The organism is Lutimaribacter saemankumensis (genome assembly GCF_900100005.1).
Classification (GTDB): domain Bacteria; phylum Pseudomonadota; class Alphaproteobacteria; order Rhodobacterales; family Rhodobacteraceae; genus Lutimaribacter; species Lutimaribacter saemankumensis.
In genome coordinates this window covers 122,197-142,435 of record NZ_FNEB01000002.1, presented here as the reverse complement: position 1 = coordinate 142,435, position 20,239 = coordinate 122,197, and the positions used below count along the sequence as shown (strand labels likewise).

General features: G+C 65.7%; 19 protein-coding genes. 3 read left to right on the top strand and 16 right to left on the bottom strand.

Annotated elements, in window-relative coordinates; genetic code table 11:
• Positions 1-3: 3 nt before the first annotated feature.
• From BLT50_RS05330 to trpS, 12 genes are all read right to left on the bottom strand, one after another.
• Positions 4-1,098: an ABC transporter permease gene (locus tag BLT50_RS05330; protein ID WP_090027310.1), complete on the bottom strand. Its 1,095-nt coding sequence runs from the start codon at positions 1,096-1,098 to the stop codon at positions 4-6.
• A gap of 3 nt (positions 1,099-1,101) precedes the next feature.
• Positions 1,102-2,751, bottom strand: a complete 1,650-nt coding sequence (locus tag BLT50_RS05325; RefSeq protein ID WP_090027940.1) for an ABC transporter ATP-binding protein — start codon at positions 2,749-2,751, stop codon at positions 1,102-1,104.
• Positions 2,752-2,869: 118 nt separating this feature from the next.
• A complete protein-coding gene (locus BLT50_RS05320; protein WP_090027308.1) occupies positions 2,870-3,868 on the bottom strand; it encodes a BMP family lipoprotein in 999 nt (332 codons plus the stop codon).
• Between the two features lie 156 nt (positions 3,869-4,024).
• Positions 4,025-4,444, bottom strand: coding sequence for a GNAT family N-acetyltransferase (locus BLT50_RS05315; protein ID WP_090027306.1), 420 nt, complete (start codon positions 4,442-4,444; stop codon positions 4,025-4,027).
• The gene (tsaB, locus tag BLT50_RS05310) at positions 4,434-5,015 is read right to left on the bottom strand and encodes a tRNA (adenosine(37)-N6)-threonylcarbamoyltransferase complex dimerization subunit type 1 TsaB (RefSeq protein ID WP_090027304.1); all 582 of its coding nucleotides are present in this window, start codon (positions 5,013-5,015) and stop codon (positions 4,434-4,436) included. Before tsaB ends, BLT50_RS05315 begins: the two co-directional genes overlap by 11 nt.
• Positions 5,005-5,568, bottom strand: a complete 564-nt coding sequence (locus BLT50_RS05305; RefSeq protein WP_090027301.1) for a NifU family protein — start codon at positions 5,566-5,568, stop codon at positions 5,005-5,007. The genes tsaB and BLT50_RS05305 overlap by 11 nt, the downstream gene beginning before the upstream one ends.
• A gap of 96 nt (positions 5,569-5,664) precedes the next feature.
• Positions 5,665-6,120 carry a universal stress protein gene (locus BLT50_RS05300; RefSeq protein ID WP_090027299.1) on the bottom strand — a complete coding sequence of 152 codons (456 nt, stop codon included), beginning with the start codon at positions 6,118-6,120 and terminating at the stop codon, positions 5,665-5,667.
• A gap of 90 nt (positions 6,121-6,210) precedes the next feature.
• Positions 6,211-6,807, bottom strand: coding sequence for a 2-hydroxychromene-2-carboxylate isomerase (locus BLT50_RS05295; RefSeq protein WP_090027939.1), 597 nt, complete (start codon positions 6,805-6,807; stop codon positions 6,211-6,213).
• Positions 6,808-6,812: 5 nt separating this feature from the next.
• Positions 6,813-7,676: a branched-chain amino acid aminotransferase gene (locus tag BLT50_RS05290; RefSeq protein ID WP_090027297.1), complete on the bottom strand. Its 864-nt coding sequence runs from the start codon at positions 7,674-7,676 to the stop codon at positions 6,813-6,815.
• A 51-nt stretch (positions 7,677-7,727) separates the two neighbouring features.
• On the bottom strand, positions 7,728-8,285 hold the full coding sequence (locus tag BLT50_RS19220; RefSeq protein ID WP_175491400.1) for a GDYXXLXY domain-containing protein: 558 nt from the start codon (positions 8,283-8,285) through the stop codon (positions 7,728-7,730).
• Positions 8,282-9,538: a DUF2157 domain-containing protein gene (locus BLT50_RS05280; RefSeq protein ID WP_175491399.1), complete on the bottom strand. Its 1,257-nt coding sequence runs from the start codon at positions 9,536-9,538 to the stop codon at positions 8,282-8,284. The genes BLT50_RS19220 and BLT50_RS05280 overlap by 4 nt, the downstream gene beginning before the upstream one ends.
• 286 nt (positions 9,539-9,824) lie before the next feature.
• Positions 9,825-10,871 carry a tryptophan--tRNA ligase gene (gene trpS / locus BLT50_RS05275; protein WP_090027293.1) on the bottom strand — a complete coding sequence of 349 codons (1,047 nt, stop codon included), beginning with the start codon at positions 10,869-10,871 and terminating at the stop codon, positions 9,825-9,827.
• 54 nt (positions 10,872-10,925) lie between these two features.
• Here trpS and BLT50_RS05270 point away from each other — a divergent pair, with 54 nt between their 5' ends.
• On the top strand, positions 10,926-11,630 hold the full coding sequence (locus BLT50_RS05270; protein ID WP_245723301.1) for a rhomboid family intramembrane serine protease: 705 nt from the start codon (positions 10,926-10,928) through the stop codon (positions 11,628-11,630).
• Between the two features lie 10 nt (positions 11,631-11,640).
• On the opposite strand, the gene BLT50_RS05265 is transcribed toward BLT50_RS05270, so the two are convergent.
• The 4 genes from BLT50_RS05265 to BLT50_RS05250 form a co-directional block, all read right to left on the bottom strand.
• Positions 11,641-13,152 (bottom strand): phospholipase D family protein, encoded by a 1,512-nt coding sequence (locus tag BLT50_RS05265; protein WP_245723300.1) that lies wholly within the window; start codon positions 13,150-13,152, stop codon positions 11,641-11,643.
• Between the two features lie 57 nt (positions 13,153-13,209).
• Positions 13,210-14,754 carry a murein biosynthesis integral membrane protein MurJ gene (gene murJ, locus BLT50_RS05260; protein ID WP_090027291.1) on the bottom strand — a complete coding sequence of 515 codons (1,545 nt, stop codon included), beginning with the start codon at positions 14,752-14,754 and terminating at the stop codon, positions 13,210-13,212.
• 143 nt (positions 14,755-14,897) lie between these two features.
• Positions 14,898-17,723: a [protein-PII] uridylyltransferase gene (locus BLT50_RS05255; protein ID WP_090027290.1), complete on the bottom strand. Its 2,826-nt coding sequence runs from the start codon at positions 17,721-17,723 to the stop codon at positions 14,898-14,900.
• Positions 17,683-18,858, bottom strand: coding sequence for a penicillin-binding protein activator (locus BLT50_RS05250; RefSeq protein ID WP_090027288.1), 1,176 nt, complete (start codon positions 18,856-18,858; stop codon positions 17,683-17,685). Before BLT50_RS05250 ends, BLT50_RS05255 begins: the two co-directional genes overlap by 41 nt.
• A 75-nt stretch (positions 18,859-18,933) precedes the next feature.
• Here BLT50_RS05250 and rsmI point away from each other — a divergent pair, with 75 nt between their 5' ends.
• Together rsmI and BLT50_RS05240 are read left to right on the top strand one after the other, a co-directional pair.
• Positions 18,934-19,809 carry a 16S rRNA (cytidine(1402)-2'-O)-methyltransferase gene (gene rsmI / locus BLT50_RS05245; protein WP_090027286.1) on the top strand — a complete coding sequence of 292 codons (876 nt, stop codon included), beginning with the start codon at positions 18,934-18,936 and terminating at the stop codon, positions 19,807-19,809.
• Positions 19,806-20,219, top strand: a complete 414-nt coding sequence (locus tag BLT50_RS05240; RefSeq protein WP_090027284.1) for a YraN family protein — start codon at positions 19,806-19,808, stop codon at positions 20,217-20,219. Before rsmI ends, BLT50_RS05240 begins: the two co-directional genes overlap by 4 nt.
• Positions 20,220-20,239 lie beyond the last annotated feature (20 nt).

Genomic DNA, 20,239 nt, shown 5'->3' with positions numbered 1-20,239 from the left:
GGCTCAGCCCTCTTTCTTGCGGCGGGCCAGGAACAGCCGTTCCAGCGGCATCCGCACCATGTTGTCGAGCGCGCCGGTGAACAGGATCACCAGCGCCTGGATCACCACGATCAGTTCGCGCGGGATATTCGTCCAGAGCGCCAGTTCGGCCCCGCCCTGGTACAGGAACCCGAACAGGATCGCCGCCATCAGCACGCCCAGCGGGTGGCTGCGCCCCATCAGGGCCACGGCGATCCCGATAAAGCCCGCGCCCTCGACCGAGTTCAGCACGAGGCGTTCCGCCTCGCCCATGGTTGTGTTGAGCGCCATCAGCCCGGCCAGCCCTCCGGATATCAGCATCGCCACGACGGTGATGCGCACAGGGCTGATCCCGGCATAGCGCGCGGCGGTTTCCGAATGGCCGAAGGCGCGGATTTCGTACCCGAGGCGCGTGCGCCAGATCAGCAGCCAGACCGCGAGGCACGCCAGCAGCGCAATCAAAAGCGTCACGTTGGCGGGCGCGGCCTTGGAAAACTCGATCCCGACGGGGGCCAGCATGTCGTGAAGCGTGGGCAGATGCGTGCCTTCGGGGAATTTCGCGGTTGCCGGGTCCATCGCGCCCTTGGGGCGCAGCAGGTTGACGAGGACGTAGTTCAGCAAGGCCGCGGCGATGAAGTTGAACATGATCGTCGTGATCACGATATGGCTGCCGCGCCGCGCCTGAAGCACCGCGGGAACATAGGCCCAGGCCGCGCCGAACGCCGCCGCCCCCAGCGCTGCGGCGACCAGCGCGACCGTCCAGTGCGGCAGGGGCAGGTAAAGGCACACCAGCGCCACGCCGAGCCCGCCCAGCATTGCCTGGCCTTCGCCGCCGATATTGAACATGCGGGCATGAAAGGCGACCGCCACGGCAAGCCCGGTAAAGATGAAATTCGTCGCGTAATACAGGGTATAGCCCCAGCCATAGGTCGACCCGAGCGCGCCCTTGACCATCAGCGTGACGGCGGCGACGGGGTCCTCGCCGATGCCGATGATCACCAGCGCAGACAAGATCGCGGCCAGCACCAGCGAGATCAGGGGCACCAGCAGCGCGTCGGCCCAGGGGGGCATTCTGTCCATGGCTCAGACCTCCTTGCTGGCGTCGGCGTGGCGGTCCGCCAGCTGCGCCTCGATCCGGGCGACGTCGGGCGTGCCCTCTTCGATGGTGGCGGCGTCGGTGATCCGCCAGCCGGTCATGTCGCGCGTGTCATCGCCGCCAAGCCCTGCCATGAGGCAGCCAAGACCAACCTGCGTGGCGGTTTCGGCGGGGCCTTCGCCCATGATCTGACCGTCGAACATCACCGCCACCCGGTCCGAGAGCGACAGGATTTCGTCCAGTTCGACCGAAACAAGCAGGATCGCCTTGCCTTCGTCCCGCAGGGCGATGATCTGCTTGTGAATGAATTCGATCGCGCCGATATCGACGCCGCGCGTGGGCTGGCCGATCAGAAGAAGGTCAGGGTTTCGGTCGATTTCGCGGGCGACGACGATCTTTTGCTGGTTCCCGCCCGAGAAATTGCGCGCGGCAAGGCGCGGGTTCGGCGGACGCACGTCGAAGCGGTCCATCTGTTCCTGCGCGGCGGATTCGATCCCGGCATTGTCCATCAGCGCGCCCTTTTGCCAGCGCGGGTCGCGGTGATAGCCGAAGACGCTGTTTTCCCACGCGGAATAGGCCATGATCAGGCCCTCGCGCTGGCGGTCTTCGGGGACGTGTCCGATGCCCCGCGCGCGGCGCGATTGCCCGTCGGACTGCTTGCCCGTCAGGTCGATCGGCTGGCCGTTCATGGTGATGCGGCCGGTGGCGGTGCGCATGCCGCCCAGAACCTCGAGCAGTTCGGATTGTCCGTTGCCTGCCACCCCCGCGATCCCGAGGATTTCGCCTGCGCGCACGTTCAGCGACACGTCTTTGAGCCGCTGCACCCCAGCGCTGTCGGTGACGGACAGGCCGTCGATCTGCAGGACCGGGGCACCGGGCTGCGCCGGGGCCTTGTCGACGCGCAGCAGCACCTTGCGGCCCACCATCAATTCGGCCAGTTCCGTCGGCGTGGTTTCCGCCGTCTTGACCGTGGCCGTCATCTCGCCGCGCCGCATCACCGAAACGGTGTCGGTGATCTCCATGATCTCGCGCAGCTTGTGGGTGATCAGGATGATCGTCTTGCCCTCGGATTTCAGCCGCCCGAGGATGCGGAAAAGCTGGTCGGCCTCGGCCGGGGTCAGCACACCGGTGGGTTCGTCCAGGATCAGGATGTCGGCCTGGCGATAAAGCGCCTTGAGGATTTCGACACGCTGCTGCTGGCCCACCCCGATGGTTTCGATCACCGCGTCGGGATCGACGTTCAAGCCATAGTCGCTGGCCAGCGCTTTGAGTTCGGACCGTGCCTTGGAGAGGCTGGTTTTCAGAAGGCGGCCATCCTCGGCACCCAGGACCACGTTTTCCAGAACCGTGAAGTTTTCGACCAGTTTGAAATGCTGGAACACCATGCCGATACCGGCGGCGATGGCGGCCTGGCTGTCGGGGATTTCGGTTTTGCTGCCACCGATGAAGATCTCGCCGGCATCTGCCTTGTAGAACCCGTAGAGGATCGACATCAGCGTGGATTTTCCCGCGCCGTTTTCGCCGATGATGCCGTGGATCGTGCCGCGTTCGACACGGATCGAGATGTCCTTGTTGGCCTGAACGGGGCCGAATGCCTTGGAGATGCCCCTGAGTTCGATTGCCGGTGCGGTGGTCATCGAGTGCTCCCTGCCGGTGGCGCTCATCAAGCCCGTGGCCGGGCTTGTCTTCGCGAAAAGGCCCCGCAAGGGGGCCCATGAGCGTGAAGGCGGGCCGGTAAACCGGCCCGCCACTGGCTTAGAAGGTCAGTGCCGGGCAGCTGTCGTTTTCGTAGTAGCTGACCACGTTGATCTCACCGTCGATGATCTTCTGGCGGGCCTCGTCAACGGCGGCTTTCATTTCGTCCGACACAAGCGCGGCGTTGTTTTCGTCCAGCGCATAGCCCACGCCGTTTTCGGACAGGCCCAGCGTGACAACGCCGGTTTCCAGGTCTTCGCCGGCCTTCATCGCCTCGTACACGGCGACATCGACGCGCTTGAGCATCGAGGTCAGAACCTTGCCGGGATGCAGGTGGTTCTGGTTGCTGTCCACGCCGATCGACAGGATGCCTTCGTCGGCGGCTGTCTGCAGAACGCCCACGCCGGTGCCGCCTGCCGCGGCATAGACCACGTCAGCGCCCTGGCTGATCTGCGCCTTGGTCAGTTCCGACCCCTTGACCGGGTCGTTCCAGGCGGCGGGCGTCGTGCCGGTCATGTTGGCCACGATGTTGATATCGGGGTTAACGGCCTTGGCGCCCTGCGCATAGCCGCAGCCGAAATGACGGATCAGCGGCACGTCCATACCGCCAATAAAGCCGACGGTGCCGGTTTTCGACGCCATCGCCGCCATCATGCCCACCAGGTACGAGCCTTCGTGTTCGGCAAAACCGATCTGGCGCACGTTGGGCGCGTCCAGCCAGGTCACGTCGACCACGGCGAACTTGGTGTCGGGATAGTCGGGCGCCACGGTGCTGAGCGGGTCCGCCATGGCAAAGCCCATGGTGATCACCGGGTTGAACCCGGCCTCGGCAAAGCGGCGCAGCGCCTGTTCGCGCTGTGCCTCGGATTGCAGTTCGATTTCGTTGAAGCTGCCGCCGGTTTCCTCGGCCCAGCGTTGCGCGCCGTTGAACGCGGCTTCGTTGAAGCTTTTGTCGAACTTCCCGCCAAGGTCGAAAATCAGAGCCGGATCGGCCAGCGCCGCACCTGCGGTCAGCGCGACGGATGCGGCAGCGCCGAGAATGGTTTTCATCATTGTCATTTGAATCTCCCAGTTGGTTGAGAGGGCGCGAGGGGCGCGCCCGGTCAAGCAGTTCCGGTCCCGATTAAGGCCGTGACGGGCGGCAGGGGTCAACAGGAATCTGGGTCACGTTTCGGGCATGGGCGGCTGACCTTGGGTCAGCGTGCGGCGGGCCGGCTATCCCAAGGGCAGGGCGCGCGACAGGATCAGCGCGTCGATGGCGGTGCCATCGGCCCGCTTGTAATACCCTGCGCGCAGGCCGGTCTGGTCGTAGCCTGCTGACCCGTAAAGCGCCCGCGCGCCGGTGTTGTCTGCCGCGACTTCGAGAAAGGCGGTCGCCGCGCCGCGGGCCGCCGCGGTTTCGTGAAAACCCGCAAGTGTTGCGGCGCCAAGGCCCTGCCGGCGGCGGTCGGGGTCGGTGGCGATCGTCAACAATTCGGCCTCGCCCGCGATCACGCGGCCAAGGGCGAAGGCATGTGATTGCGCCACGACGAAGACATGCGGGCTGTCGAGCAGCTGGGTGAATTCCTGCGCGCTCCAGGGGCGGGGATGTGTGAAAGCGCGCACATGCAGGCGCGCCAGCGCCTCAGGCGTCATCGAGGATCACCGGCGGCGCGTCGCGGGACGGCGCGGCATCGGCCGCCCGGATATAGAGGGGCGCGGGGGGCGGGCCATCGGCCGGTGCGGTGGCGGCGGCGCGCGCGATCTGCGCGGCCAGCACGTCCGGTGCCGGCGGAAGGACAAGGGGCGCGCCCGCCTCGGTCAGCGGCAGCAGAACCGGCGCGGTTCCCGGCGCCTGCAGGTAGACGTGGTCGCGCGGGGCCGGCACGGCGGCACGGGCCTGCGGGTCGTCCAGCCGGATCGCGTCGAAGGTGCTGATCCCGATCGCGGGAATATCCAGCGACAGCGCCAGCCCGCGCGCAGCAGCAACGGAAATGCGGATACCGGTGAAGTTGCCCGGCCCGATGCCGACCCCGATCCGGTCGAGATCGGCCCAGCCGATACCGGCGCCGGCAAGCAACTCTTCGAGCAAGGGAAACAGCCGTTCGGCTTGCCCCCGGCCCATCTCTTCGGTTGTCTGCGCGACGATCCGGCCGCCGGACAGCAAAGCGGCGGCGCAATGCGCCGCCGATGTGTCGAATCCGAGGATTGGCCGGTCAGACGGCAACGGGCCGGACCTCGGTCACCTCGGGGATGTAATGGCGCAGCAGGTTCTCGATCCCCATCTTCAGCGTCAGGGTCGAGGACGGGCAGCCCGCGCAGGCGCCCTGCATGTGCAGGTAGACAACGCCACGGTCGAACCCGTGGAACGTGATGTCGCCACCGTCCTGCGCCACGGCGGGGCGCACACGGGTGTCGAGAAGTTCCTTGATCTGGCCCACCACCTCGGAGTCCGGGCCGTCGTGATCGGCATGGCCCGAAGCGGCCTGCGCCTCACCGGCCATCACCGGGTCGCCGGACTGGTAGTGTTCCATGATCGCGCCAAGGAGCGCGGGTTTGATATGGTCCCACTCGACCGCGTCACCCTTGGTGACGGTCACGAAATCGGTGCCGAAGAAGACGCCGGTCACGCCGGACACCGCGAAGATGCGCTGTGCCAGCGGCGATGCGCCTGCCGCTTCGGCGCTGGGGAAATCGGCGGTGCCGGTTTCCAGCACGCTTTGACCGGGCAGGAATTTCAGCGTCGCGGGGTTCGGGGTGGATTCGGTTTGAATGAACATGCGATTTGCACCTTTTTCCGGGGTTGCCCCTTACATGCGCCCGGCATTGCGCAGAGTCAAGGTTTGGAACCATTCTAAGTTCAGCCGCGCCACCGCTCAGGTGATCGATTCAAGCCGTTCCTTGGACAGGTCGCCGGGCACGATGGTGATCGGCACGGGAAGGGAACCGGCATTTCGGCTGAGTTGGCTGACCAGCGGGCCGGGGCCTTTCTTGTCGGTGCCAGCGCCCAGCACCAGAACCCCGATTTCCGGGTCTTCCCTGATCTGCGCCAGGATTTCGTTCACCGGCTCGCCCTCGCGGATCACGAGATGCGGATCCACACCCTGCTTGTCGCGCATCCACTTGGCGAATACCTCGAAATGCGCGTGAATCCGTTCCCGGGCCTCTTCGCGCATGATGTCGCCCACACCGATCCAGTGGTTGAACTCTTCGGGGGGTATGACCGACAGAATTTCGACGCCGCCACCCGACTTGGCTGCGCGCATCGCCGCAAAGCGCATCGCGTTGAGACATTCGCGGCTGTCGTCCAGAACGACCATGAACTTGCGCATCTTGACGGCCCTCCCCTGAGCTTGGGCGATCATGGCGCAGGGCCACGCGCGTGGCAACAGGGCGTGATGCCCGGCGCGGATTGGACGGGGTCAGGCGCCTGCCGCCCAGTCGATGGCCTGTGACATGCGGTCATGCCCCCAGAACAGCTCGTTCCCGACAATGAAGCTGGGAGCGCCGAAGATCCCGCGCGCCCGTGCCGTCTCGGTCTGGGCGCGGAGTGCGGATTTCGCGGCGGGCGTGGCGGCCAAAGCAAGGATCGGCGCAGGGTCTTGCCCGATGTTGCCCAAAAGGCTGGCAATCACATCGTCTGTGTCGATATCGCGGTCTTCGGCGAAATTTGCGGCATAAGTCGCGCGGACGAAGGCGCCGATCCAGGGGGCATCCGCATGCGCGCAGGCGATGCGCGCCGCCAGCAGGCTGCCACGCGGAAAGCGTGACGGGCGGCGTAGGGGCAGGCCCAGCCGGGCGCATTCCCGTTCAAGATCGCGCCACATATAGGCACCCTTGGCCGGGAACAGGTTGAACGGGCTGTCCGTCAGCCCCTGCGCCGCAAAGACCGGCCCCAGCAGGAACGGACGCCAGACCAGCGGCACGCCGCGCGCGGCGCAGGCGTCCTGCACCCGCATGGCCGCCAGATAGGAATAGGTGCTGGCGAATTCGAACCAGAATTCAAGCGGGCGGGCCATCACGGTCACGCGGTGCTGTGCGCCCAGTCCCAATACATCTCGCGCACGCGGCGGGCGACGGGGCCGGCCTGGTACTGGGTGTCCTCGAAGGCGGTTACGGGCGTGACCTTGTTCATGTTTCCAGACAGGAACACCTCGTCCGCCGCCAGGAAATCGTCGAAGGTCAGCACGGTTTCGTGCACCTTCATGCCGTCACCGCGCATGTTCACCATGTGCCGGGCGCGGGTGATGCCGGCCAGGAAGGTGCCGTTCGCGATCGGGGTGAACACCTCGCCATCGCGCACCATGAAAACGTTGGCGGTGGCGCTTTCGGCGACATTGCCCATGGCGTCGGCCACCAGCGCGTTGCCGAAGCCGCGCGCGCGGACTTCGCGCAGCATCCGGGCATTGTTGGGATAAAGGCAGCCCGCCTTGGCGTTGACGACCGAGCTTTCCAAAACGGGGCGGCGGAATTGCGTGCGGCCCAGCGTCGTGGTGGCGGTGTCCGGCGCCATCGGGATTTCCTCGAGACAGACGGCGAAGCCTGTCTTGTCCTCGCCGGGCACGATCGCGGTGACGTCGCCGTCGATACCCCAGTACATCGGCCGGATATAAACAGCGGTGTCCTTGGGGTAGGCCGCCAGCCCGTCCCAGACGATCTGCACCATGTCTTCGGTCGAAACCGTGGGGTTAAGTCCCAGCGCGCGGGCCGACCGGTTTACGCGGGCGCAATGCGCGTCGAGATCGGGGGCCAGCCCGTTCACGTATCGCGCCCCGTCGAACACGCCCGACCCCAGCCACGCACCGTGATCGGCCGCGCGAATGATCATCGCGTCGCCATCGTGCCAGGTGCCTTCGAAATAGGTGCGGATATTGGTGCCGGCGGCCATCGTCGTGTTCCCCTCGTGTGTCGTCGCGCGGACTGTATCAGGCAGACCGGGCTAGTAAAGCGGTTCCACGTAGACGGTTTCGCCGGCCACGGTCAGCCCCTTGATCGCGGCCTGACCGTCCGGCGACAATGCCAGGATCACGCCCAGCTTGTCGTCGCGGCGGAACTGTTCGAGTTCCTTTGCGCGCAGCTCCGGCGCGAAATAGCGGTCGACCGGATACCGTATCGTGTAGGCGTCGTTGTACATGCCCAGAAGCTCTCCGCGCAGCAGCGGGCCTGCGGGCGCGTCGGGCGGGGCGGTATAAAGACGGACGGGTTGCCAGAAACCGTCGTCGCCTTCGGACAGCTCGATCCATACAGGGTCGCGGATCAATGGATCCCCGAGCGTTTCCACGCTGTCTTGGGGGAATTGCGATATTTCCAGCCGCAGGGTCACGTAATGGCCGCGAAAGATGTCGCGCGGATCGACGAAACCGGTTTCAAGCCGAACCTCCTGGCCGTTGCGCATCAGGGTGTTGCGGTCGATCACCATCTTGCCGACGGCCGCGCTCTGGATCAGCGCTGCCAGCAGTGCGGCGGGCAGGATCAGCTTTCGGGACAACCGGATCATGGGGCTGCCCTCTTGCGCAGGACGCGTGGCAGGATGAGCGCCCCGACCAAAAGCAGGATGCCTGCCCCGAGGTAGAAGCCCGCCGTACCCATAAGGCTGCCCAGCGTTTCGGCATAGACGATCAGCAGGATCACGGCGAAGCCTGCGATCCCGAGCCAACGCAAGCGGCGGAGAGACAGCCGCCAGCCCATGCGCGTGATCCACAGCGCCAGTCCCAGGGCGAAAGCGGCGGTGAGCCATTGGCTCCACTGTCCGGTGAATATGGCCGAAAACAGGGCTGCGGCCAGTGTCGTTACCCAAAGGTCGTAGCGCGTGTCGACACCCTGCATGTAACCCCACAACGCCGCGACAAGGCAGGCCACGGGCGCGGCGAAAAGAACCGGGGCCCCGACCGGCGCGCTGCCCGTCCGATAAAGGAAATCGGTGCCGGACAGGTGCAGGAGCACTGTCAGGGCGAGTGCAAGGCCGAGGGTATAGAACAGCGCCGCGCCCTCGAACCCGCGCAGCCAGCGGCCGGACGCGGCCGAGATCAGCATGAGCGACACAACGACCAGCGCGCCGCCCACGGCGAGCATCGCCGCCAGCCTGTCGAAATCTTCCTGGCCCAGCGACACGAACACCCAGGCCACAAGCGCCAGCGCCGAGACATGGCCGCAGAACCGGCTGGGCAACAGCGCCGCCAGAACGGCGCCGCACGTCCACCATCCCAGATAGGCCAGGTTGACCGTCGCAAAGTCGCGTTCCAGCGACATGGCGAACCACAGGAAGAATAGCCCCGTAGCCAGGGCAAGCGGCATCGCCGCGCGCATCAGCGCCGCCGCGATCAGCGTCCCAAGCGCCCAGAGCCAGACGGCATCCGCCGGTTCGCCCTGGATGTGATAGATCTGCGCGACCAGCATGATGGCCGCGCCATAAAGTCCGCAGGCCAGAAGCGTCAGCCCTTCGTACCACCAGTGCGCGCCGCGCCATCCCGCCGCGACCGCGCCGGACCAGGCCAGCCAGACCACGCCTCCGATCAGCCCCAGCTTGCCAGGGCGCGGAATGGCATCCCAGTTGGCGGCGACAAAGGTAAGCGCGGCAAGCACGAGACAGATCACCCCGAAAGCGATGACAAGTGCGCGGAAATCCAGGCCGCTGCCTTGTGCCGCTATATCCGTCTGCAGCCTGCGCGCATCGTCAGGGCGCAACAATCCTCGGGTGGCCCAGTCTTCGACGGCCTCGGTCAAAAGGGATTTGCGGCTTTTCCAATGCATTTGAACTGTTCCAATGCGGCGACAGGTTCCACAAAACACCCGGAATGCGCGAAGAACAAGCCCGCGCATGGATGAAAAGCCCCCGGTACAGGGGCTGCACCGGGGGCGACACTACTGAAAAATTAAATTTGCGAAGGCGCCACCGCGCCCACACCAATGTTTTGCAGCCGGGCGGGATAGTGGGGACAGGCGCCGGCCGGCGGACAGCTTTGCAGCCACGCCGAAACGTTAGGGGCGCCACGAATCGATTCCGTGACGCCCCTGTAACGAGTTTATGAAACCCGCGTCAGCCGCGGATCATGCCGACGATGTCATAGGTGTCCTGCAGGATCGGCGCCGCGATGGCGCGGGCGCGTGCAGCCCCTTGCCCGAGAATGCGGTCGATCTCGGCGGGATCCTGCATCAGGCGGCCCATTTCCTGCGAGATCGGCGCAAGCTTGTCCACGGCGAGATCGACCAGCGCGGGCTTGAACTCGGAAAACTGCTTGCCGCCCAATTCGGTCAGCACGGCTTGGGGCGTGGTTTCGGCCAGCGCGGCGTAGATCCGAACGAGGTTGCGCGCTTCGGGCCGGTCATCCAGCCCGTCCACGGTTTCGGGCAAAGGCTCGGGGTCGGTTTTCGCCTTGCGGATTTTCTTGGCGATCGTGTCGGCGTCATCGGTCATGTTGATGCGGCTCATGTCCGAGGGGTCGGATTTCGACATCTTCTTGGACCCGTCGCGCAGGCTCATGACCCGCGTGGCGGCGCCTTCGATCACAGGTTCGGTCAGCGGGAAGAAATCGACGCCGTAATCGTTGTTGAACTTGGCGGCGATGTCGCGCGTCAGTTCCACATGCTGTTTCTGATCCTCGCCCACCGGCACATGGGTGGCGTGGTAAAGCAGGATGTCGGCCGCCATCAGCGACGGGTAGGCGAACAGCCCCAGCGACGCCTTTTCGGCGTTCTTGCCGGCCTTGTCCTTCCACTGGGTCATGCGGTTCATCCAGCCCATCCGCGCAACGCAGTTGAAGATCCAGCCAAGCTGCGCGTGTTCGGCGACCTGTGACTGGTTGAAAAGAATGGATTTCGACGGATCGAGCCCCGCCGCAAGGTAGCCCGCGGCCAGTTCCCGCGTCTGCCGGCGCAGCGCGTCGGGATCCTGCCAGACGGTGATCGCGTGCATGTCGACGACGCAATAGAGCGTTTCGATCCCCTGCTCTTGCATGTCCACGAAGCGTTTGATCGCACCGAGGTAATTGCCCAGCGTCAACCCGCCAGAGGGCTGGATGCCGGAAAACACCCGCGGTTTGAATTTCGCGTTCGCTGCTTGCTGCGCTTGGGTTGCATCCGACATTGTCGGTCTCCGTCTGGATTTATGGCTGCGGGTGGCTTACCCATGCCCCGAAGCATGGTCAAGCAGAGGCCCGCGATGCAGAACCCCAATATCAGCCCGGTGAACCCCCTGCCGCCGGTGGTAACCGCCCTGTTCCTTGCGATCATGGGGATCGAGGCGGTGTTTTCGCTTGGGGCCTACGGGCTGGCCGGTGGCGCGCAGGCGGTGGGATGGCGTGTGGCCGCGATTCAGGATTACGGGTTTTCGTCCGACGTGTTCCGCTGGATGCTGGAAAACGGCCGCTACCCGCCCGAACACATGATGCGGTTCCTGACATATGCCTTTGTCCACGGCACGTTCACGCACGCGCTGTTCGTGGGGGTCATGCTGCTGGCGATGGGCAAGTTCGTGGGCGAGGTGCTGGCACAATGGGCCATCCTGGCTGTTTTCGTCGTGGGCACCGTGGCAGGGGCACTGGCGCATGGGATCTTCATCGAGGCACAGCCATGGCTGGTCGGTGGCTTTCCGGGGGTTTACGGGCTGATCGGCGCGTTCACCTACCTTTTGTATGTACGGCTGGTCAGCAAAGGGTCGAACGGCGCACGCGCCTTTGCGCTGATCGGGTTCCTGATGGCGATCAAGCTGGTCTTCGGGCTGCTGTTCGGCGCCGACGCGACCTGGCTGGCGGACCTGGCCGGGTTCTTCGCCGGGTTCGCGGTGACGATCGTTCTGGCGCCGGGCGGATGGGCGCGGTTGCGCGCGCGCCTGCGGCACGACTGAGGCAATTATATCAGAACAGCGCGTCCGGCAGGAACGGCAGGCGCCGGGCGAAACGGCGGTTGCGCGCTTTGGGGTAGGGCATCACGAAGCCTTCGCGCGCCGACGGATCGCGCGCCGCGTTTTCCCGGGCGGCACCGTTCCACAGCGCGGCCGAGCGGGGATCGTCGCCATCCTGCAACCATCCCCGCAACCACTTGGCCGCCAGATCCTGGCGCAAGGCGCCAATCCGGCCCGCATCGGTAAACAGGACCGACGCCTCGGTGTCCCACAGCATCGAGCGCCCGTTCAGATTGGCCGAGCCCACGATCCCGAACCGGTCATCGACCAGCGTGACCTTGGCATGAAGATAGACGATGCCCGCACCCTTGACCGGATCGCCGTTCTGGCCCGGATCCGCAACGCGCGGCTGCACCGGGGACACGACGGCAAGCCTTTGGCCGAAGGCCTGGCGCAGCATGTCGAGGCAGTCAATCTGCAACGCCTGGGCGTGCCGGGCGTCCGGGCCGTCATCTCCGCCGAAGATCACCCTTTCGGGTTCCGTTGGAAGAACCAGGATCAGTTGCAGGTGCGGGGCGCGGGCGGCGGCGCGGGCCAGCGCGCGCGCAATCGGCTTGTGCCGCAAGAATTGCGTTTCGATGTAAATGCTGTCGCGTGCGCTTGCGATGGCGGCGAGGTGGAGTTGTTCGTGTTCGCGGATGTCCGGCGCGGGGCCGAAACGCAGCCAGCCGCCGGCGGGTCGGGACAACGTGCGCACAAGCCTTGGACCGGTGCTGCGGCGCTGCGGTGCGTCGGCCGGCATCGGGGCTGGCGTGTCGGCAAAGCTTTGGGCTGGCACGTTCAGCGCATCGTTCCAGCAGGCGCAGAAATGGGCGCGGATATCGTTTGCGATACGCCCTGTCACATGCAGGCTGATATCGTGCCAGGTGTCTTCGGGGTCGCGCTTATGGTCCGGGTCGTCCCAGCGGCGGGGGTTCACGTCCAGTCCGCCGATGACGGCCGCCTCGCCGTCGGCGACCAGGAATTTCTGGTGCAGCGATACCGGGCGCACAGTCCATCGGCCGCCAAGCGCCTCTTTCTGCGGGGCAGTGGGGGCTTGCGCCTGTTGGAGCGCGCTGAGCCGGGTGGCGACCTGTCCGGACAATACGCGTTTCCAGAAGGGCCCTACCTCTTGCCCGTGCCAGGCGACCAGCACCTGAGCGTCATGCTGTTCCTGACGGCCAAGCGCCTTGCAAAGAGCACGGGCGCTGGCCCACGCATCGCGGTGCAGGTCGGCGGCAAAGACCGGGTCGAAATCCGCCATGAGGATGCGCACACGCACGCCTTCGGCGACTTTCCGTGCCATCAGGTCGGCCCAGGTTTCAAGCCTGGCCGCACGCGCCGCATCACTGCGCAGCGGTGTGCGCGCATCGAAAATGCGAAACGAGGCCAGCACTTCGTCGCGCGCACCCAGCACGACCTCTTCCATCTTCGGAAAGGCCTGCGCCGCCGTGATAAGCGGGGTCACGGTGTCAGGGTCGGACATGGGGAACGATCCGGGTTGTTGCGCGAAGGGCCACCATAGCTTGGCTGGCCCGCGGCGTCAGTCCCCCCGTCGCAACGCCCGGCGGAAATCCGACAATTGCAGCGCGCCGATCATCTGGGCGATGGCGAAATAGCTGAAAATCCCGACCGCGATCAGCGCCGTAAGCGCAAGATAGCGCCAGCCAGCCATACCCAGGAACGGGCTGAGCACGAGCGTCGCGCCCCACAGCACCGCGCCCATCAGCGCACTGGCCAGCACGATGCGCCAGAGCCGGTCGCGGAACCGGTCGTCGAAACGGGCGATGTCCCCCATGGGCCGTGTGCCGCGCCACAGCAAAGCGGTCTGCACCCACGCGGCCCCGGTCGCGGCGATGGCCGCGGCGATCCAGCCGATCACATAGGACAAACCGACCGCCAGTATGGCGTTCACCACCATCGCCACGGTGGCATAGCGGAAGGGCGTGCGCGTGTCCTCGCGCGCGAAAAACAGCGGTTGCAGCACTTTCTGCATAACGAATGCGGGCAGCCCCAGGCCGTAGATCGACACCGCGACGGCGATGGCGGCGCTGTCGTCGCTGGTGGTCTGGCCGCGTTCATAGAGAACCGACACCAGCGGCAGCGGGATCACCATCAGCGCCACGGCAGCAGGCAGCGTCAGGGCCAGGCTGACCTCGCCCGCGCGGCTGAGCGAGGCGCGCGATGCAGCGGCATCGCCGGATTTCAGGTGGCGTGACAGGCTGGGCAAAAGGACGATCCCCACGGCGATGCCCACGACACCAAGCGGCAACTGGTACAGCCGGTCGGCGGCGTAAAGCCAGCTCAGCGCATTGGGCGTGTTCGACGCCACCAACTGTCCCACCAACAGGTTGATCTGCAAAACGCCCGAGGCAAGCGCCGCCGGGACCGCGACGACGATCATGTGTTTCATGTCGGGTGTCCAGCGTGGCCGGCCCGGCACGATCGAGATGCCGGCCCGTGTGGTGGCCTGCCACACGAGCACCAACTGCGCCACGCCCGCCACAGGAATGGCCCAGAGCAGCCAGTCGATCACGGCCCCGCCCATTCGCGCGCCCGCGACCATCGCGGCGATGACGAAGATGTTCAGCAAAACCGGCGCGGCGGCGGCCGCCGCGAACCGGCCCGTCGCGTTCAGCACACCGGAAAACAGCGCGGCAAGCGACATGAACAGGATATAGGGAAAGACGATCCGCCCGTATCCGACGGTCAGATCGAACCGTTCGTCGCCGGCAAACCCCTCGGCCGTGGCCCAGACCAGCGCGGGCATGAAGACCATCGCAAGCCCGGTCAGGATCAGCACGACGAATGCCAACCCGTTGAACGCGTCCCGCGCGAATTTCTGCGCGTCCTCGTCGCCTTCGTATTTCTTGGAGAACATCGGCACGAAGGCGGCGTTGAACGCGCCCTCGGCAAAGAAGCGGCGGAACATGTTGGGCAGCCGGAAGGCGGCGACGAAGGCGTCCATCACCGGGCCGGGGCCGATGTAGGCAAGGATCAGCACCTCGCGCACGAAACCGAGGACGCGGCTCATGAGGGTCCAGAACCCGACGGTCAGAAAACCGCGCATCAGGCGGATCGGTTTCATGGTGATGCGGCCCCTTTGCGTCCCTTGCCCATGTGTGGCTTAGCGGATCGTGAGTGACGGGAACAGGTGTTTTTGCCGCCGCAGGAGCAGTTGCGCGGCCCTCGCCACCCACAGCATCCGAGGCAAGATGAAGCGGGGCGGCTTTACTGCCCCGAGACCGCCCGTTGGGCGCCGGCCTCGATCGCGTCGCGGAGTTTGCGTTCCAGTGTTTTCTGCTTTGTGGGCGCGTGGAATTTCAGGCCGAACATGTCCTTGACGTAGAAGGTGTCGACCACCTGTTCGCCATAGGTCGCGATCACCGCCGAGGCGATATAGACGTTGTTGTTCGCCAGCGTCCGCGTGAGATCGAACAGCAGGCCGGGGCGGTCGCGGGTGTCGACCTCGATGATGGTGTAGATTTCCGAGCCTTCGTTGTCGAAGGTGATCGAGGTCGGCACGCGGAAGGCGCGTTCGCGTTTCTTGATCTTGTCGCGGCTCTTGATCGCCTCGGTCGTCTTGATCTCGCCCTTGAGGGTCTTGTGGATCATCTGACGCAGGCGCGGCAAACGCTCGGCCTCGTAGGGCGCGCCGTCGCCGTCCTGGATCCAGAACACCGCCGTGGCGTAGCCGTCCTTGGACGTGTAGGTGCGCGCATCGACCACGTTGGCGCCCACAAGCGCCAGCGCGCCTGCGAGCCGCGAGAAGATGCCGGGATGGTCGGACAACGCGAAGCAGGCGCGGGTGGCGTCGCGGTCGTCGTCGATGGCGAGGTCGATCGCGATCTCGTTGTCTGGCAGGTCGCGCAGCAGGTTGGCGAAGACCACCTGAGTCGCCGTGTCGAGCCCCTGCCAGTAGGGCGGGTAATGCCGGCCGGTTTCGGCCTTGAGCATGGTGGCGTCCCAGTCGCCCAGGGCCTCGCGCAGTGCGCGGCGGGCTTCAGCGCCGCGGTTCTCGCGGTTGACCTCTTCCAACCCATGTTCCAGTGCGCGCGCGGTTTCGCGGTGCAGCTGGCGGAGCAGCATGGCCTTCCAGTTGTTCCAGGTTTCGGGGCCGACCCCGCGGATGTCGCAGACCGTCAGCACCGTCAGCAGATCCAGCCGCTTGCGCGTTTTCACCGCCTTGGCAAAGTCGCGCAGTGTTCGGGGATCGCTGAGGTCGCGTTTCTGCGCCATGTCCGACATCAGCAGGTGATAGCGCACCAGCCATTCCACCGTGTCGCATTCGCTGCGGTTCAGCCCCAGTCGCGGCGCGACCTTGCGCGCGATCTGGGCGCCGAGGACCGAGTGATCCTCGTCCCGGCCCTTGCCGATGTCGTGAAGCAGAAGCGCGGTATACAGCACACGTCGATTGACCCCGGCCTTCAGGATGCCGCTTGCAACGGGCAGTTCCTCCTGCAGTTCGCCGTGTTCGATCTGACTGAGGACGCGGATGCACTGGATCGTATGCTCGTCCACCGTATAGCTGTGATACATGTTGAATTGCATCATCGCCACGATCGGCTCGAACTCGGGGAGGAACGCCGACAGCACACCCAGTTCGTTCATGCGCCGCAGCGCCCGTTCGGGGTTGCCGTGCTTGAGCAGCAGGTCAAGGAAGATCCGCCGGGCTTCCTTGTCGTTGCGCATCTCTTCGTCGATCAGGTGCAGGTTCGCCTTGACCAGCCGCATCGCGTCGGGGTGGATCAGCATCCCGGTGCGCAGCCCTTCCTCGAAAAGGCGCAGCATGTTGACCTTGTCGGACAGGAACGCCTTGTCGTCGGTGATCGCCAGCCGCCCGTGCACCACCTCGTAGCCGTCCTTGACCCGGGGGCGGCGGCGGAAGATGCGCTCCAGCAGCGGGGCGCTTTTGGTGTGGGTCGCTTCGAGCTTGGTCAGGAAGATGCGCGTCAGGTCGCCCACCGCCGTCGCGTGGCGGAAGTAGTCCTGCATGAAGTGTTCGACCGCGCGCCGTCCGCCCTTGTCCTCATATCCCATGCGCGCGGCGACCTCGACCTGCAGATCGAAGGTCAGCTGGTCGGAAGGACGGCGGGTGATCAGGTGCAGGTGGCAGCGCACTGCCCATAGAAAGTTCTCGGCGCGGGTGAAGGTTTCGAATTCCTCGGGGCGAAAGACCTTGAGCTTGACCAGTTCGGCCACGTTCTGGACACGGTGCACGTACTTCGCGATCCAGTAGAGCGTTTGCAGATCGCGCAGCCCGCCCTTGCCTTCCTTGACGTTCGGTTCGACGACGTAGCGGGCGCCCTGTTTCTTGTGGCGGGTGTCGCGTTCGGTCAGCTTCGCCTCGATGAAATCCGAAGCGGACCCCGCGAACAGTTCTTTCCAAAGGCGTTTGTCCAGGTCGCGCGCCAACTGGTCGTCGCCGCCCAGCCAGCGGTGTTCGAGCAAGGCGGTGCGAATGGTGAAATCCTCGCCGCCGAGCCGGATGCAGTCGCGGATCGTGCGGCTGGAATGGCCGACCTTGAGCCGCAGATCCCACAGGATGTAGAGCATGCTTTCGATCACGCTTTCGGCCCAGGGGGTGATCTTGTGCGGCGTTAGAAACAGCAGGTCCACATCGGATTGCGGGGCCATTTCACCCCGGCCGTAGCCGCCGACCGCAAACAGTGCCAGCCGTTCGCCCTGTGTCGGGTTGGGCAGCGGGTGCAGCACGTCCAGCGACAGGTGCAACGCGCTGGTCACGATGCAATCGGTCAGCCAGGCATAGGCCTTGACCGTGGGCCTTGCGTCGAACGGATGGGCGGAAAAGCCCTCGGCGATCGCATCGCGCCCGTTTTTCAGTGCGGTCAGAAGAACCGGCACCACGGCCGCGCGCACCCCGTCTGCCGAGGTGCCGTCAAGCGCCGCCGCAAGTGCGGTCAGGACGTGCGGTGCGTCGAAAATCGCCTCGGGCGGACAGATCAGATCTGCCGCCGGGGCGGGTAGGACGTCTATTGAAAACGGCCAGGCCGGCTCAGAGGCCGGCGCCGCCGAATGCTCTTGGAGCTGGGTCAATCACAACCACCTGTCTGTTGCGGATCGTGGCCACGGCAAGGCCGCGCTGGTTCGTGCCATTGGGCAGCAGGCGGAAAATACCGCCAGTTCCCTGAAAGCCCGCGCTCTGCGTCAGCGCGGCCCCGCTGAGCGCGTTCGACTGGCCATTTTTCACCAGCGCGCCGATGGCCGCGATGCCGTCATAGGCAAGCGACCCGATCGGATGCGGCGCCGAACCGTTCGCCGCCTCGTAGCGGCTGCGGAACGCGGCGGATTTCTGCGGGTCGGGAACGGCGAACCAGCCGTTCTGCACGCCCGGCAGGTCCAGCGTCTGGGCCGGGATATCCCAGCGCGACAGGCCGATATACTGCGCCACGTCGGGGCCAAGCCCGGCCTCGGGCAGCATCTGGCTGAGCAGGGGAAGCGCGCCGGCGGAATTCGCCGTCATGAAGATGGCATCGGCCGCATTGCCGCGCGCGGTCGAGACGATTTGCGGGACAGCGTTGACCACGCCCTGCTGGGAGAATTCGTGCGAGACCGTGCCCGCCAGCGTCGCGCCGGCCGTCGAAATCGCCTGCTGGATCGCCTGGTTGCCCAACTGCCCCGCCACGTCGCTGGAATGCACGACCAGGATGCGGGATTTGCCCTGCGCCGTGGCATAGTTCACCAGGCGGTCCGCCGTGTTCTGGAAGGTCGGCCCCAACACCCACAGATTGCCGCCGGCGATGGTGGTGTTGTTGGAAAAGGACAGCACGTTGACATTGCGCGGGGCCACAGCCACGGCCACCGCGTTCGCGGATTCTGCGTAGACGGGGCCCAGGATGATCTTGGCGCCGTCGCTGACGGCCTGCTTGGCGGATTGCTGCGCCTGCGCAGCATTGCCGCCCGTCGCATAGACCCGCAGGTCGATGGCCACGCCGTCGAGATCGGCAATAGCCAGGCGCGCGGCGTTTTCCAGGGATTGGGCGAGCACGTCATCGCCTGGGTTTCCACCGCCTCGCGGCACCAGCAGCGCCACCGGCACGGCGTCGTCGGGATTGATGCGTGGGCCGCCACCGCCCGTGGTCACGGTCTGACAGGCGGCCAGCCACAGGATCGACAGCAACGCGACGAGGCGCCACAACACCTTGCGGGCGGGGGTCAAAACAGCAAACATGAACGACAAAGCTCCCTGGGTCTTGGCGGCACGAAGGCCGCAGTCTAGCCGGGGCGATAATAAACGCCAAGGGGGATGGGTCCAGTGCAGAATTGGGAAAGGCGGGAACTTGCACCGGGGCTCTACCTGATCGCGACGCCGCTGGGCAACGCCCGTGACATCACGCTCAGGTCGCTGGACCTGCTGGCATCCGCCGATGCGCTGGCCGCCGAAGACACCCGCAGCCTGCGCAAGCTGATGGACATTCACGGCGTGCCGCTGGGCGAACGCCCGCTTGTGGCCTATCACGAACATAACGGCGCAAGGATGCGCCCGAAAATCCTGCAATGGCTGGCCGAGGGGCGTTCGGTCGTCTACGCCTCGGAGGCGGGAACCCCGCTGGTCGCCGACCCCGGTTTCGATCTTGTGCGGGCCGCGCGCGAGGCCGGTGCCCCGGTGACCGCGGCACCGGGGCCGGTGGCGGCGGTCACCGCGCTGAGCATTGCGGGGCTGCCCACCGATCGTTTCCTGTTCGAAGGTTTTCTTCCCAACAGCAAGGGGCAGCGGAAATCCGCCCTCCTGGCGCTGCGGGACGTGCCGGCGACCCTGGTTTTCTACGAATCGCCGAAACGGGTGGCCGCGATGCTGCGCGATGCCGCCGACAGTCTGGGCGCGACGCGGCAGGCGCGGCTGTGCCGGGAACTGACCAAGAAATTCGAAGAGGTGCGCAGCGGCACGCTCGCAGAACTGGCCGAAAGCTGCGAAACCGATCCCCCGCGCGGCGAAATCGTGGTCCTGGTGGATCGTGCGCATTCGTCTTCTGTTAACGACGATGACCTAGAAACCTTGCTGCGCCGGGCGCTTTCGGACCACTCTGTCAGGGATGCGGCGGATGCGGTCAGCGCCGAAACGGGCCTGCCGCGACGCAAGCTGTACCAGATGGCCCTCAAGCTGGAGAGAGACAGGGAATGACACGGCATTTCGATCCCGGCACGGTGGCCGCGACACCTGTAGCGGCCAGGCAAAGGCGGGGAAAATGCGCGTGGCTTGCCGGCGCCGCCGCCGAAGACAGCGTTGCGCGTCGTTATGAACAGGCCGGCGCCCGGCTGCTGGCGAAACGCTGGCGCGGCAAGGGTGGCGAGATCGACTTGGTACTGCGCGACGAAACCGGCCTTGTTTTCGTCGAGGTCAAGGCCGCGCGCAGCTTTGACCGCGCGATTGCGGCGTTGTCGCCCCGTCAGATTGGGCGCATCTGTACCGCCGCGCAGGAATTCTCAGGCAGCCAGCCGGATGGCCTGCTGTCGGATATGCGATTCGACCTGGCAATGGTCGACGGGCAGGGCCGTGTCGAGGTTCTGGAAAACGCGTTCGGCGAATTCTGATTTGCCTCTGCCGCGCCCTT